Annotated in this window: 13 protein-coding genes and 1 tRNA gene; 12 read left to right on the top strand and 2 right to left on the bottom strand. The window is 65.6% G+C overall.

Annotated features, from left to right (window positions below):
• Positions 1-26: 26 nt before the first annotated feature.
• Positions 27-905, bottom strand: coding sequence for a helix-turn-helix domain-containing protein (locus EV691_RS07835; protein ID WP_131301742.1), 879 nt, complete (start codon positions 903-905; stop codon positions 27-29).
• 243 nt (positions 906-1,148) lie between these two features.
• Here EV691_RS07835 and EV691_RS07840 point away from each other — a divergent pair, with 243 nt between their 5' ends.
• From EV691_RS07840 to EV691_RS07865, 7 genes are all read left to right on the top strand, one after another.
• A complete protein-coding gene (locus EV691_RS07840; RefSeq protein ID WP_207390286.1) occupies positions 1,149-1,982 on the top strand; it encodes an SDR family NAD(P)-dependent oxidoreductase in 834 nt (277 codons plus the stop codon).
• Positions 1,983-2,052: 70 nt separating this feature from the next.
• Positions 2,053-3,798: an FAD-dependent oxidoreductase gene (locus EV691_RS07845; RefSeq protein WP_131301736.1), complete on the top strand. Its 1,746-nt coding sequence runs from the start codon at positions 2,053-2,055 to the stop codon at positions 3,796-3,798.
• Positions 3,798-4,124: an NIPSNAP family protein gene (locus EV691_RS07850; RefSeq protein WP_131301733.1), complete on the top strand. Its 327-nt coding sequence runs from the start codon at positions 3,798-3,800 to the stop codon at positions 4,122-4,124. The genes EV691_RS07845 and EV691_RS07850 overlap by 1 nt, the downstream gene beginning before the upstream one ends.
• 175 nt (positions 4,125-4,299) lie before the next feature.
• Positions 4,300-5,637, top strand: coding sequence for an MFS transporter (locus EV691_RS07855; RefSeq protein WP_131301730.1), 1,338 nt, complete (start codon positions 4,300-4,302; stop codon positions 5,635-5,637).
• Between the two features lie 91 nt (positions 5,638-5,728).
• Entirely contained in the window at positions 5,729-5,875 is a 147-nt protein-coding gene (locus tag EV691_RS23305; RefSeq protein WP_165496615.1) for a hypothetical protein, read from the top strand.
• Positions 5,876-5,969: 94 nt separating this feature from the next.
• Positions 5,970-6,368, top strand: coding sequence for a PA2779 family protein (locus EV691_RS07860; RefSeq protein WP_131301727.1), 399 nt, complete (start codon positions 5,970-5,972; stop codon positions 6,366-6,368).
• 41 nt (positions 6,369-6,409) lie between these two features.
• Positions 6,410-7,327 (top strand): PA2778 family cysteine peptidase, encoded by a 918-nt coding sequence (locus EV691_RS07865; protein WP_131302014.1) that lies wholly within the window; start codon positions 6,410-6,412, stop codon positions 7,325-7,327.
• Position 7,328: 1 nt separating this feature from the next.
• Here EV691_RS07865 and EV691_RS07870 read toward each other — a convergent pair whose 3' ends face one another.
• A complete protein-coding gene (locus EV691_RS07870; RefSeq protein ID WP_131301724.1) occupies positions 7,329-8,612 on the bottom strand; it encodes an NAD(P)/FAD-dependent oxidoreductase in 1,284 nt (427 codons plus the stop codon).
• Positions 8,613-8,785: 173 nt separating this feature from the next.
• Here EV691_RS07870 and EV691_RS07875 point away from each other — a divergent pair.
• From EV691_RS07875 to rplT, 5 genes are all read left to right on the top strand, one after another.
• Positions 8,786-8,862 (top strand) — tRNA-Val (locus EV691_RS07875).
• Between the two features lie 1,554 nt (positions 8,863-10,416).
• Complete coding sequence (gene thrS / locus EV691_RS07880) at positions 10,417-12,339, top strand: threonine--tRNA ligase (protein WP_131254684.1); 1,923 nt, start codon at positions 10,417-10,419, stop codon at positions 12,337-12,339.
• Positions 12,339-12,890: a translation initiation factor IF-3 gene (gene infC, locus EV691_RS07885; protein WP_169531319.1), complete on the top strand. Its 552-nt coding sequence runs from the start codon at positions 12,339-12,341 to the stop codon at positions 12,888-12,890. The genes thrS and infC overlap by 1 nt, the downstream gene beginning before the upstream one ends.
• A gap of 62 nt (positions 12,891-12,952) precedes the next feature.
• The gene (gene rpmI, locus EV691_RS07890) at positions 12,953-13,147 is read left to right on the top strand and encodes a 50S ribosomal protein L35 (RefSeq protein ID WP_039804765.1); all 195 of its coding nucleotides are present in this window, start codon (positions 12,953-12,955) and stop codon (positions 13,145-13,147) included.
• Positions 13,148-13,178: 31 nt separating this feature from the next.
• Positions 13,179-13,535 carry a 50S ribosomal protein L20 gene (gene rplT, locus EV691_RS07895; protein WP_039804763.1) on the top strand — a complete coding sequence of 119 codons (357 nt, stop codon included), beginning with the start codon at positions 13,179-13,181 and terminating at the stop codon, positions 13,533-13,535.
• Positions 13,536-13,729: the final 194 nt, after the last annotated feature.

A 13,729-nucleotide genomic window follows, 5' to 3' on the forward strand; every position in this document is an offset into this window, starting at 1 on the left:
GATGCCGGACCTTGCCGTCCCGTGCCTTACTGGCGCACCTGGCTGCGGAATTCGCTGGGCGTCAGGCGGGTGTGGCGGCGGAAGAAGCGGCTGAAATAGCCCTCGTCGGAGAAGCCCAGGTCGTGGGCGATCTCCTTGATGCTGCGGCTGGAATAGGCCAGTTCGCGCTTGGCCTCGAGCAGCAGGCGGGCGTTGATCGCCGCCAGCGGGCTCATGCCCAGCTGTTCCTGGCAGAGCCGCCCCAGGGTCGCCAGGGTCATGCCGAGCAGGTCGGCGTAGTCGCTGACCGGACGATGGCTGCGAAAATGGATCTCCACCTGTTCGCGGAACTGGCGAATCTGCTGGCTGCGCCGGCCGCGCAGCTGCCCCGGCTCGGCCGCGGCCGACTCGCCCAGACGAGCGATGTGCACGACCAGCGCCAGGAGCAGGGCGGTGCTGCAGGCCGCATGTTCGCGCCCGCGGGCCAGGTATTCCTCCTCGAGGGCGGCGAACAGCGGCAGCAGCGGGTCTTCCGCCGCCGTCCAGCGCGGCAGGTCGATCAACTGTCGGCTGCGCAGGAGCGGCAGCAGGCCGGGGGAGAGGACTTCGGCCGCCGATTCCAGCGGCTGCTGCAGGGCGGTGATCACCTTGCCCTCCACCGGCCCCTGCCAGTCGAAGCCGTGCACGCTCTGCGCCGGGATATGGATGATGCAGGGCGCGCGGGCCGCCAGGCGGACGCTGTCGCAGAGCACCTGGCCGCCACCCTGCTGCAGGTAGAGGATCTGCAGCTGGCTGTCGTGGCGGTGCGGCTCGATCGACCAGTCGTAGGCGCCGGAGCGGTTGGAAATGGTCTCCACATGGAGGGATTCGTGCCAGACCGGCTGGGCGGCCTCGCCATAGAGGGCGTAGCTGGGGATCTTGGTCATTGTTGTTCCGGGCTCCTTGCCTTCCCTGATTAGCCCGAAGCGGCCGGAGCGGTCAATCCGCCCCGGCCCGGAGACGCTTTTTTGTCCGAAATGTCGGGGTGGTTGCCGATTTCGTCCATTCTGGAGCGCCGCCGCGCCCGCCTAACATCCCTCCCCACGTGCAGAGCCAGCAGGCTCGACGCGCCCACAACAATAAAACGCGGCGCCACGGCGCGCCGCCCTGCGTGAGTGCCGGAGATGGTCATGAACAACAACAACGACAACTGGCTGGGACTCGACTCGGCCGTCTGTGTGGTCAGCGGAGCGGCCGGCGGCATCGGCCGCGAAATCGCCGCCGCGCTGGTCGGGCAGGGCGCCCGGGTGGTGCTGCTGGATCGCGACGCGGCCGGCTGCGCGCACCTTGCCGAGCAACTGTCCGCGCGTGCCGCCGAACCCGTCCAGGCCATCGCCTGTGACATCGCCGACCCGGCGAGCGTGCGCCAGGCGGCCGCCCAGGTGGAAAGCCGCTTCGGCGGCTGTGACGTGCTGGTCAACAACGCCAGCGTGCTGCAGCCCGGCGGCATCGAAGACATCAGCCTGGAGAAGTGGAACCAGGTGCTGTCGGTCAACCTGAACGGCTACCTGCTCTGTTCCCAAGCCTTCGGCCGTTCGATGCTGGCCCGCGGCTGCGGGCGCATCGTGCACATCGCTTCGATCGCCGCGCACTCGCCGCAGACCTGGAGCGGCGCCTACAGTGCGGCCAAGGCCGGGGTGAGCATGCTCTCCCGGCAGATCGCCAGCGAATGGGGGCCGCGCGGTGTGCGCAGCAACGCCGTCTGCCCGGGGCTGATCCGCACGCCCCTGTCCGCCGCCTTCTATGCCGATCCGCAGATCGAGCGCCAACGCTGCGCCATGACCGCCAACGGAAGGATCGGCGAGCCCACCGACATCGCCAACGCCGTGCTGTTTCTCGCCAGCCCGCGCGCCGACTACGTCAACGGCGCCGAGCTGACCGTCGACGGCGGCCTGGAAAGCATGCTGATGGCGCTGATCCCGCGCCCCGGCTTCGAGTCGCCCACCACCGCCCGCCAGGGCTGAACCCCCTTCATCGGCGCGCGCCGCTCTCCGGCGCGGGCGCGCCCCTGCCTGTCCGGCAAGGAGACTGCTCATGACTGCGCAAACCCCGCTTCCCACGCTCAGCTGCGACGTACTGGTCGTCGGCTCCGGCGCGGGCGGCCTGTCGACCGCCATCACCGCGAAGAAGCACGGCCTGGATGTGCTGGTGGTGGAGAAGGAAGAGCATTTCGGCGGCACCACGGCCTTTTCCGGCGGCGTGCTGTGGATTCCCGGCAACCACCTGGCCAGGGCCTCCGGCGTGCAGGACAGCCGCGAGGCGGCGCGCACCTACCTGCGGAACGAGGCCGGAGCCTTCTTCGACGACCGGGCGGTGGACGCCCTGCTCGAGCATGGCCCGGAAATGCTGGAGTTCTTCGAGCGCGAGACCGAGGTCAAGTTCGTCCCGACCCTCTATCCCGACTACCACCCGACGCTGCCCGGCGGCGTCGACATCGGCCGCTCGGTGCTGGCGGCGCCCTATGACATCCGCCGGCTCGGCAAGGACATGGCGCGCCTGCGTCCGCCGCTGGAGACCATCACCTTCATCGGCATGATGTTCAACTCGTCGAACGCCGATCTGAAACACTTTTTCAACGCCACCCGGTCGCTGATCTCCTTCGTCTACGTGACCAAACGGCTGACCACCCACCTCAAGGAACTGCTCCTCTACCGCCGCGGCATCAACGTGACCAGCGGCAACGCCCTGGCCGCGCGCCTCGCCCAGTCGACGCTGGATCTGGGCATTCCGATCCACACCCGTACCTCCGCCAGCGAGCTGCTGCTGGAGAACGGCCGGGTGATCGGCGCCCTGGTCCGCGGGCCGCAGGGCACGCAGCGCATCGAGGCGCGGCGCGGCGTGGTGCTGGCCAGCGGCGGCTTCTCCCATGACCTGGCGCGCATCCACCGGGCCTATCCGCACCTGCGCCGCGGCGGCGAGCACCTCTCGCCGGTGCCGGCCGGCAACACCGGCGACGGTGCCTACCTGGCCGAGTCCGTCGGCGGCAAGCTGGAGCTGCGCTTCCCCGAGGCCGCGGCCTGGATGCCGGTCTCCAGGGTGCCGCTGGGCAAGGGCCGCCACGGGGTCTTCCCGCACCTGCTCGACCGCTACAAGCCGGGCGTCATCGGCGTGCTGCGCGACGGCCGGCGCTTCACCAATGAGTCGGAGTCCTACCACGACGTCGGCGCCGCGCTGATCCAGGCCTGCGAGGGGCAGCGCGAGACCGCCATGTGGCTGGTCTGCGACCGCACCGCCATCGGCAAGTACGGCCTGGGCTACGCCAAGCCGGCGCCGATGCCGCTGCGTCCGCTGCTGCGCAGCGGCTATCTGCTCAAGGGCGCGACCCTCGCCGAGCTGGCGCAGCGGGCCGGCATCGACCCGCGCGGGCTGGAGGAGACGGTGCGCCAGTACAACCTCGGCGCCGAGCGCGGGGTGGACAACGAATTCGGCCGCGGCAGCACCGCGTTCAACCGCTACCTGGCCGACCCGGAGCACCGGCCCAACCCCTGTGTGGCGCCGATCGCCAGGGGGCCTTTCTATGCGGTGAAGGTGATCATGGGCGACCTCGGCACCTTCGACGGCCTGCGCACCAGCCTGGAGGGCGAGGTGCTGGGCGAGAGCGGCGCGGCCATCCCCGGCCTGTACGCGGTGGGCAACGACCGCGCCAGCGTCATGGGCGGCAACTATCCGGGCGCCGGCATCACCCTGGGGCCGATCATGACCTTCGGCTACCTCACCGGCCGCCATCTGGCCCGCGCCGAGGCGCTGCAACCCGCAACCCGCTACCGGGAGGCCGTGTGATGAACCACAAGCCGATCGTCGACCACCGCATCTACACCATCAAGCCGCGCGGCATGGCCGAGTTTCTCGAGGTCTTCGACTGCCTGGCCATGCCGGTGCTGCTGCGCCACCTGGGCAGGCCGCTGGCCTTCTACACCAGTTGCATCGGGCCGCTGAACCAGGTGGTGCACCTCTGGGGCTACGACAGCCTGGACGACTTCGAGAAGCGCGCCCTGGCCCGCGACAGCGACCCGGACTTTCGCGAGTACCTGCAGGCCTCGGCGCATCTGGTGATCGCCCAGGAGACGCGGATCATCCGCCCCGTGCGGTTCCAGAGCCTGCTGTAACGACTGCGCCGCCGGTCGCCTTGCCGGCGGCGAGCTTGCCCGCAAACCCACTGGCTGCGCACGTTCGGCAGTGCGCGCGCAGCCCTCATGCCCGGAGAAAGACCGTCCGCCCTCTGCCACTCCCGATCGCCTTTTGACAATAAAAACTGAGCCTCAAGGCTCGAGGTGACTTCAAGTGAGCGCAATAAAAACAATGGATGTGCGTGAACTGATCAACGACCGCCCCTTCGGCGGTTTCCAGAAACTGGTGGTGTTCTTCTGCTTCGTCATCATCGCCCTGGACGGTTTCGACGTGGCGGTGATGGGGCTGATCGCGCCCCAGCTGCGCGAGGACTGGGGGGTGACCCCGCAGGCGCTCGGCCCGGTGCTGAGCGCCGCGCTGGTCGGTCTGGCGGTCGGCGCGCTGGTCGCCGGTCCGCTGGCCGACCGCTACGGACGCAAGATCGTGCTGGTGTCGAGCGTGCTGTTCTTCGGCTTCTGGACCTTGGTCACGGCTTTTTCGACCGATGTCACCCAGCTGGTGATCTTCCGCTTCCTCACCGGCCTCGGCCTCGGCGCCGCCATGCCCAACGCCGCCACCCTGACCGCGGAGTTCGCCCCGGAGCGCAAGCGCGCCTTCCTGGTCACCGTGGCTTTCTGCGGGTTTTCCTTCGGCGCAGCCGGCGGCGGCTTCCTGTCCGCCTGGATGATTCCCCACCTCGGCTGGCAGAGCGTGCTGATCATGGGCGGGGTGCTGCCGATCCTGGTGGCGCCGCTGCTGATCTGGAAGATGCCGGAGTCGCTGAGCTTTCTGGTCAGCCGCCGGGCACCGCGGGAAAGCATCCGGCGGATCGTCGAGCGGATTGCCCCGGGGGTCAGCGATAGCCGCACGGACTTCGTGCTGCCGCGTGCCCCGCAGCAGCAGGGTGGTGCGCGGCTGGTGCTGTCCGCTCACTACCGGTTCGGCACCCTGATGCTCTGGGTCGGCTATTTCACCGCACTGTTCCTGGTCTACCTGTTCAGCAGCTGGTTGCCGACCCTGGTCAAGTCGGGCGGCTACAGCGTCTCCGAGGCAGCCATCGTCACGTCCCTGTTCCAGGTCGGCGGGCCGCTCGGCGCGCTCTGCGTCGGCTGGGCGATGGATCGTTTCCGGCCGCACGGGGTGCTGCTCGTGACCATGCTGGTGGCGGCGCTGGCTATCTGTGCGATCGGCCAGGCGACCCACGATCTGCTCCTGCTCGGCGCCATCGCCTGCGCGGTGGGCTTCTGCCTGAACGGCGGCAGCGTCGGCATGAACGCCATGGCCACCTGCTTCTATCCCACCGAGGCGCGCGCCACCGGAGCCTGCTGGATGAGCGGCATAGGCCGCTTCGGCGCCATCCTCAGCGCCTTCGCCGGCGGCCAGATGATCGCCATGGGGCTGCCGCTCGGCCAGGTGTTCGCCCTGCTGGCGATTCCCGCCGTGCTCTCCGGTCTGGCGCTCGCCGCCAAAGGGCTGGACCGGCGCAGCATGCCGCAGCTGCAGACCGCCTGACCCTCGGACCGCACCCGCGCTGCGGGTGCGGCTCCGTTCGCAGTCATGGGCAGCGGCGGGTCCATCGTCACCATGGCCTCGACCCCGGCGCATGTGGGGACAGGAGAACAGCACGGCCCATTCGGCGGCCAAGGCCGCGGTGGTCAACTTCACCCGCTTGGTCGCCCTAGCCAGCGGCCGGGGCGCGATCGTGACCGGCGCCTGTCTGCAGGCCGCCGCTGACTATACTGCGATCTGACGGAGCGGCACGTGGAGCTGGGGGAGGTTCCGTCTAGAATGGCCGTCTTTCGCAACGAGACGGGCTGACAATCAAATGAGTGGAGTTCTCTCCTATGTCCACCTCGACCCCGATACGGCGCGTGGCCGGCACCCTGGCTGCACTGCACCTGCTGCTGTTCCCCCAGATTCCCATGGCCCAGGCAGCGATGATCGGCACGCAGGAAGTGATCGCCGCGGAGCAGCATCGGGTCGATCGCCAGCAGTTGCGGCAGATGCTCGAGGACCAGGAAGTCCGGAGGAAGCTGGAATCCCTGGGCGTCGACCGGCAGCAGGTCGAGCAGCGGATCGACAGCCTCACCAGTGCCGAACTGGCCCAGTTCAACCGGCAGCTGACCGAGGCCCCGGCCGGGGGCAGCGTGGTGGGCATCATCGTGCTGTTCCTGGTGATCTTCATCGTTACCGACATGCTCTGCGCCACGGATGTCTACACCTTCATCCGTTGCGTCAGGTGACGGGCAGCCTGCGGGCGATCCTCCTGCTCGGACTGTTCACCCTGCTCGCGGCCTGCGCGCGCGCTCCGCTGTTGCCGGCGGAGACCGCGCGTCTGCCCGAGCGGGTCGAGCTGACCGGCGTGCCTTTCTACCCGCAAGACGACTACCAGTGCGGGCCGGCGGCGCTGGCGAGCATGCTAGGGCAGCGGGGCGTGGATACCTCGCCGGGGCTGCTCAAGGATCAGGTGTACCTGCCCGGTCGCCAGGGCAGTCTGCAGGTGGAGATGGTGGCCGCCGCGCGCCGCCACGGGATGCTGGTCTATCCCCTGGCGCCCCGGCTGGAGAGCGTGCTGGCCGAGGTGGCCGCCGGCAACCCGGTGCTGGTGCTGCAGAACCTCGCGCTGGACTGGTGGCCGAGTTGGCATTTCTCGGTGGTGGTGGGCTACGACCGCCGCGAACGGCAGCTCATCCTGCGTTCGGGAACCACGCGCCGGCTGACGACCGATTTCGTCGCCTTTGACCGGACCTGGGCGAAGGGCGGGCGCTGGGCCGTGTTGACGCTGCCGGCGAACCGGCTGCCGGCGACGGCGCAGATGCATCCCTGGCTGCAGTCGGCCAGCGACCTGGAGGAAACCGGGCAGGGGGATGTTGCGCAGCGGGCCTATCGCGCCGCGGTGGAGCACTGGCCGGAGGCGTCCGTCGGCTGGTTCGCCCTGGCCAACAGTCGCCATGCCGAGGGCAATCCGCGCGGTGCTGAGGAGGCGCTGCGGGAAAGCCTGAAGCGTGATCCGCGACTCGCCGCCGGCTGGTTCAATCTGTCCGAGGTTCTTGCCGAGCGCGGCTGCCCGGCGGTCGCCAGCCAGGCCCGCAGTTGCGCCCGGCAACTGGCGCCGCAGGATTCGCGCTTCGCGGCGGAGCTTCCCGCGGCCCGGGCCGCCGACGCGAACTGCGCGCCGGTGCCGGTCTGTCCGTCGTCCTGAGTCAGACCCCCAGCCGGTCCCGCAGCGTGTAGTACCAGGCGCCGAGGGCGGTGAAGGGCACGCGCAAGAGGCGGCCGCCGGGGAAGGGGTAGTGCGGCAGCGCGGCGAAGGCGTCGAAGCGCTCGGCCTGGCCGCGCAGGGCCTCGGCGAGCAGCCGGCCGGCCAGGTGGGTGTAGGTGACACCGTGGCCGCTGCAGCCCTGGGAGTAGTAGAGGTTGTCGCCGATCCGCCCGACCTGCGGCAGGCGCGAGAGGGTGAGGAGGAAATTGCCGGTCCAGGCGTAGTCGATCTTCACCTTCTGCAGTTGCGGGAAGGTCCTGAGCATCTTCGGCCGGATGATCGCCTCGATGTCCCGGGGATCGCGGGCGCCGTAGATCACGCCGCCGCCGTAGACGAGCCGCCGGTCGGCGGAGAGGCGGTAGTAGTCGAGCAGGTAGTTGCAGTCCTCGACGCAGTAGTCCTGCGGCAGCAGGCTGGCGGCCAGCTCCTCGCCGAGGGGCTCGGTGGCGATCATCTGGGTGCCGCAGGGCATCGACTTGGCCGCCAGCTCCGGAACCAGGTCGCCCAGATAGGCATTGCCGGCCAGCACCACGAACTTCGCCCTGACCCGCCCCTGCGGGGTATGCACCAGCGGATTGGCGCCGCGCTCGATGCGTACGGCGGGCGACTGTTCGTGGATCACGCCACCCAGGGATTCCACCGCCGCAGCCTCGCCGAGGGCCAGGTTGAGCGGGTGGATGTGGCCGCCGGTCATGTCCAGCATGCCGCCCACATAGCGCTCGCTGGCCACCACCTCGCGGATGCGGCGGGCGTCCAGCAGTTCCAGCCGGGTATGCCCATAGCGTTCCCAGAGCTTCTTCTGCGCCTCCAGATGGGCCATCTGCCTGGGCGTGAAGGCGGCGAACACGCCGCCGTCCTTCAGGTCGCACCGGATGCCGTGGCGGGCGACCAGTTCGCGCAGGATGCGCCCGCCCTCGAAGGCCATTTCGCCGATCCGGCGGGCCTGTTCGGCGGGCAGGCTGCGCTCGATCACGTCGATGTCGCGACTGTAGCTATTGACGATCTGCCCGCCGTTGCGCCCGGAGGCGCCGAAGCCGACCCTGGCCGCCTCCAGCACAATGACGCGAAAGCCGTTTTCCAGCAGGAACAAGGCGGTGGACAGCCCGGTGTAACCTGCACCGACGATGCACACGTCGGTTTCGGCTTCGCCGATGAGCTCCGGACGCTCCGGAGCGGGATGGGCCGAGGCGGCGTAGTAGGAGAGCGGGTAGTCGGTGTTCGCCATCGTGCGGCTTCCTGTTCCGAATATTCGACGTCGGATCGATGCTACCGGAGCGGATTTTCCCCGGCTAGCGCGCCGGAATCCGGCCCGGATGGGAAAAATCATTTTTTTCAGTCGGTTAGCGGAAAAAGGTGTTGACAGGTCAGCGCAAGTCCGTAGAATGCGCGGCCATCGACAGGCACATAGCTCAGTTGGTTAGAGCACCACCTTGACATGGTGGGGGTCGTTGGTTCGAGTCCAATTGTGCCTACCAAACAAAACCCGCGCTGCGCGGGGCTTAGAAGGCGATCCTTTCGGATCGCCTTTTTTGTTTTGGGAATGATTCCGGGAAAACTCCCATCGGCTCGTGACTTCAGGTCTGCGCGGGCTCGCGGCCAGGCGATTCCCTTCTTCTCCGGCTGGCCGGTCTCTTGGTCATGGCGACGATCTGGAGTTCGCGTTACTTGTTCGGTGATGGCGAGTGCGTCGAGTTGGTCGTCCGGCTTCTTGTCCTGGTTCGTCCGGTGCTGCTCGAGCTTGATGGCGGTTTCCTTGGTGGGGCTGTCGGCCAGCGTTCCTGGCGCCATGTGCCGCTTGCGGGAGCGGTGGCAAGGTCTTGCGGTGGTGGCTCGATGTCTTCATCGCTCTCCCTGTGTGACGTGCACATTGGGAAACTGCCTCGGGAAGGCGTCTTTCGAGTGGGGGTGGGGGCGATGGGGTGTGGCCGGTTACGCCGGCCGGGCGGGCACTCTGTCGCCGCTGGCGTGCCTGCCAGCTGGGTAGGTGAATCAGCCTCGGCTTGCAGATTACTCGAACCAACTGCGCGCCTTGCTGGAGCCGAGAGCTCCGGCGTGGCCGCCATCTTGGGTGTGCCGGCTGACGCTGTCGGCATGCCGATCTGCCGACGGATGTTGCAAATCTTGCCCGATACCGGGCGCCCACCAAGCGCGGGAATAATGGCCGTCTTTCCGGCCTGTCATCTGCTCTGTCGCCGGCTGCGCAGATACAGCCCGTATAGGGGATATGGAAGAACCCTAGGCTTGCGAATTACTCGAACCTGCAGCGCGCCTTGACAGCCCCTACTAAAGGTAAGTCAGCTAACGCTGCTGGCATGCCGATCCGCCGACGGCTGGAACATGATAACCTGCCAGCGCAGAAAAATGTTGTTTTAAATATAACATTTTTCACTTTTATTTTCTTTTTTAAGAAAAAAATTTCTTAAATTTTTGTTTTATTCCGCTTTTGTTGGTGCTGGACATTGGCAGGGGTTGTTGGCTCAGGCTGTCGGAGCTGCTCGCTCCGCTGTCGATTGATGAGTGGCATCCGCTGTTCCTGTCACTCCAGTTGCCGTCGGAGCAATGGCCGAAGTCATGATTGCAGTGGCTGTGGTCGGTGTTGTGGCTCGGATGAGTGCTTAAGCCCGTGTTCGCGGCTGTTGGGCAACATCACTCGACCTGTAGGTCGTTGTGGTGCTTTCTGCTGGAAAGTACCGCGTCAATTTATTGATGTTTCGTGCTAGAATGCGCGCGTCCAAGGGTAAGCGATTCGGCCTGTTTTCCCTTTTGGCTCAATAGATTAAGAGCGACCCACAATCACCTTGAAAGAGTGGGGTGTTGGTTAGAGCCCTGTTATGCCTGTCAAGGATGCTTGTCAGTGGCGCAGCTTTCTGAAAGCATCCCGCATTTTTACCTCCAGTGACTCCGCTTCGTCCGGATCGGCCCTTTGGGCTCCTGCCTCCGTGCGGCAGGCATATCCGGCGGACCGCTTTACTGGCTCATCCCAACCCATGTGGCCTTTGGTAGGGGTCACCACTAGGAGAGGAGGCGCCATGCCCATCATTACTCTTCCCGACGGCAGTCAGCGTACGTTCGATCATTCGGTGTCGGTCGCCGAGGTCGCCCAGTCCATCGGTGCCGGCCTGGCCAAGGCCACCGTGGCCGGCAAGGTCGACGGCAGGCTGGTCGATGCCTGCGACCTGATCGAGCGCGACGCGACCCTGCAGATCATCACGCCGAAAGACGAGGAGGGGGTCGAGATCATTCGCCACTCCTGTGCGCACCTGGTCGGCCATGCGGTCAAGCAACTGTATCCGACGGCGAAGATGGTGATCGGTCCGGTCATCGAGGAAGGCTTTTACTACGACATCGCCTATGAGCGCCCCTTCACGCCGGAGGACATGGCGGCCATCGAACAGCGCATGCGCGAGCTGATCGACAAGGACTACGACGTCGTCAAGAAGATGACCCCGCGCGAGCAGGTGATCGAGGTGTTCAGGTCCCGGGGCGAGGACTACAAGCTGCGCCTGGTCGACGACATGCCCGACGAGCAGGCGATGGGCTTGTACTACCACGAGGAATATGTCGACATGTGCCGCGGTCCGCACGTGCCGAACACCCGCTTCCTCAAGGCCTTCAAGCTGACCAAGCTGTCCGGCGCCTACTGGCGCGGGGATGCCAGGAATGAGCAGCTGCAGCGCGTCTATGGCACCGCCTGGGCGGACAAGAAGCAGCTGGCCGCCTACATCCAGCGCATCGAGGAAGCGGAGAAGCGCGATCACCGCAAGCTCGGCAAGCGCCTCGACCTGTTCCACACCCAGGAAGAAGCGCCGGGCATGGTCTTCTGGCATCCCAATGGCTGGACCGTCTACCAGGTGCTCGAGCAGTACATGCGCGGCGTGCAGCGGGAGAACGGCTATCTGGAGATCAAGACGCCGCAGGTGGTCGATCGCGTGCTCTGGGAAAAGTCCGGGCACTGGGCGAACTATGCCGAGAACATGTTCACCACCGAATCGGAAAGCCGCGACTACGCGATCAAGCCGATGAACTGCCCGTGCCATGTGCAGGTGTACAACCAGGGGCTGAAGAGCTACCGCGAGCTGCCGCTGCGTCTGGCCGAGTTCGGCGCCTGTCACCGCAATGAGCCGTCCGGCGCGCTGCATGGCATCATGCGCGTGCGCGGCTTCACCCAGGACGATGCGCACATCTTCTGCACCGAAGAGCAGATGCAGGCCGAGTCCGCCGCCTTCATCAAGCTGACCCAGCAGGTCTATGCCGACTTTGGCTTCCAGGATATCCAGCTGAAGCTGTCCACTCGTCCGGAAAAGCGCGTCGGCTCCGACGATCTGTGGGATCGTGCCGAGGGCGCGCTGGCCGCGGCCCTGGAGACTGCCGGTCTGCCCTATGATCTGCAGCCGGGCGAAGGCGCCTTCTACGGGCCGAAGATCGAGTTTTCCCTGAAGGACTGCCTGGGGCGTGTCTGGCAGTGCGGCACCCTGCAGCTGGACTTCAACCTGCCGGTCCGTCTCGGCGCCGAGTACGTCAGCGAGAACAACGACCGTCAGCATCCGGTGATGCTGCACCGGGCGATCCTGGGTTCCTTCGAGCGTTTCATCGGCATCCTGATCGAGCACTACGAAGGCGCTTTCCCGGCCTGGCTGGCGCCGACCCAGGCGGTGATCATGAATATCACCGACAAGCAGGGCGAGTTCGCGCTTGAAGTCGAGCGGATGCTCAATCAGAGCGGTTTCCGTGCCAAGTCCGACTTGAGAAACGAAAAAATCGGTTTTAAAATTCGCGAGCATACTTTGCTCAAGGTTCCCTATCTCTTGGTGATCGGAGATCGGGAGGTTGAGACGCGAGCCGTAGCTGTGCGCACCCGCGAAGGGGTCGATCTGGGCACGATGCCCGTCGAACAGTTCCGCGAGATGCTGGCGCAGGCGGTAGCCCGGCGTGGTCGCCAAGAATTGGAGTAATCATTATTAAGCGTGAAATGAGACAAGATAGAAAAGCTCAACCGAAAGCCCCGATCAACGAGAATATCTCGGCACGCGAGGTTCGGTTAATTGGAGTGGACGGCGAGCAGATTGGCATCGTCTCGATTGATGAAGCGCTTCGCGTAGCGGAAGAGGCCAAGCTGGATCTGGTCGAGATTTCCGCTGACGCGGTACCGCCCGTGTGCCGGATCATGGACTACGGCAAGCACCTGTTCGAGAAGAAGAAGCAGGTCGCGGCGGCGAAAAAGAACCAGAAGCAGGTCCAGATCAAGGAAATCAAGTTCCGACCAGGGACGGAAGAAGGGGATTACCAGGTAAAACTACGCAACCTGGTACGTTTCCTTAGCGAGGGGGACAAGGCCAAGGTATCCCTGCGATTCCGCGGCCGCGAGATGGCTCACCAGGAGCTGGGCATGGAGCTGTTGAAGCGGGTCGAAACCGACCTCGTCGAATATGGCGCCGTCGAACAGCATCCGAAGATGGAAGGACGCCAGCTGATCATGGTCATCGCCCCCAAAAAGAAAAAATAACCCACCAGGGCACTGGCAGGCCTTGCGGTTATGCGTAATCACTCAATGCGGAGTATCCGAACATGCCAAAGATGAAAACCAAGAGCGGCGCCAAGAAGCGCTTCAAGCCGACTGCGAACGGCTTCAAGCACAAGCACGCTTTCAAGAGCCACATCCTGACCAAGATGACGACCAAGCGTAAGCGTCAGCTGCGCGGCACCTCGCTGATGCATCCGTCCGACGTCGCTAAAGTCGAGCGCATGCTGCGCGTTCGTTAATCCCGGTCAAGATTCCAGAAGGTAACTATTCATGGCTCGTGTTAAGCGTGGCGTCATCGCCCGTCGTCGTCACAAGAAAATCCTGAAACTCGCCAAGGGCTACTACGGCGCACGCTCGCGCGTGTTCCGCGTCGCCAAGCAGGCGGTGATCAAGGCTGGCCAGTACGCCTACCGTGACCGCCGTCAGCGCAAGCGTCAGTTCCGCGCCCTGTGGATCGCTCGTATCAACGCCGGTGCCCGCCAGAACGGTCTGTCCTACAGCCGCCTGATCGCCGGCCTGAAGAAGGCAGCCATCGAGATCGACCGCAAGGTTCTGTCCGATCTGGCAGTGAGCGAGAAAGCGGCGTTCGCCGCGATTGTCGAGAAGGCCAAAGCCGTTCTGGCTTGATCCCCCCGACAATCACCGGGTTCGCCCGGTGCCGAACGTCACCGATAGGGGAAGAGCCCAGTGCTCTTCCCCTATTTCGTATCTGAGAAGGGGTTTTTGCAAAACCGAGCGTTGCGTTCCTGGCAGACCTCCTGCCGAGTGCGACAAGGTCGAAGCAGGCGCCAGGACAGTTCTGCAAGACCCCCTGGAGGTTG

The organism is Azotobacter chroococcum (assembly GCF_004339665.1).
GTDB classification, from domain to species: Bacteria; Pseudomonadota; Gammaproteobacteria; order Pseudomonadales; family Pseudomonadaceae; genus Azotobacter; species Azotobacter chroococcum.

Excerpts from the sequence above, each read along its gene's own strand:
- EV691_RS07835 (WP_131301742.1), bottom strand. The coding sequence starts at position 905 with ATGACCAAGATCCCCAGCTACGCCCTCTATGGCGAGGCCGCCCAGCCG.
- EV691_RS07840 (WP_207390286.1), top strand. The coding sequence starts at position 1,149 with ATGAACAACAACAACGACAACTGGCTGGGACTCGACTCGGCCGTCTGT.
- EV691_RS07845 (WP_131301736.1), top strand. The coding sequence starts at position 2,053 with ATGACTGCGCAAACCCCGCTTCCCACGCTCAGCTGCGACGTACTGGTC.
- EV691_RS07850 (WP_131301733.1), top strand. The coding sequence starts at position 3,798 with ATGAACCACAAGCCGATCGTCGACCACCGCATCTACACCATCAAGCCG.
- EV691_RS23305 (WP_165496615.1), top strand. The coding sequence starts at position 5,729 with ATGTGGGGACAGGAGAACAGCACGGCCCATTCGGCGGCCAAGGCCGCG.
- EV691_RS07860 (WP_131301727.1), top strand. The coding sequence starts at position 5,970 with ATGTCCACCTCGACCCCGATACGGCGCGTGGCCGGCACCCTGGCTGCA.
- EV691_RS07870 (WP_131301724.1), bottom strand. The coding sequence starts at position 8,612 with ATGGCGAACACCGACTACCCGCTCTCCTACTACGCCGCCTCGGCCCAT.
- thrS (WP_131254684.1), top strand. The coding sequence starts at position 10,417 with ATGCCCATCATTACTCTTCCCGACGGCAGTCAGCGTACGTTCGATCAT.
- rpmI (WP_039804765.1), top strand. The coding sequence starts at position 12,953 with ATGCCAAAGATGAAAACCAAGAGCGGCGCCAAGAAGCGCTTCAAGCCG.
- rplT (WP_039804763.1), top strand. The coding sequence starts at position 13,179 with ATGGCTCGTGTTAAGCGTGGCGTCATCGCCCGTCGTCGTCACAAGAAA.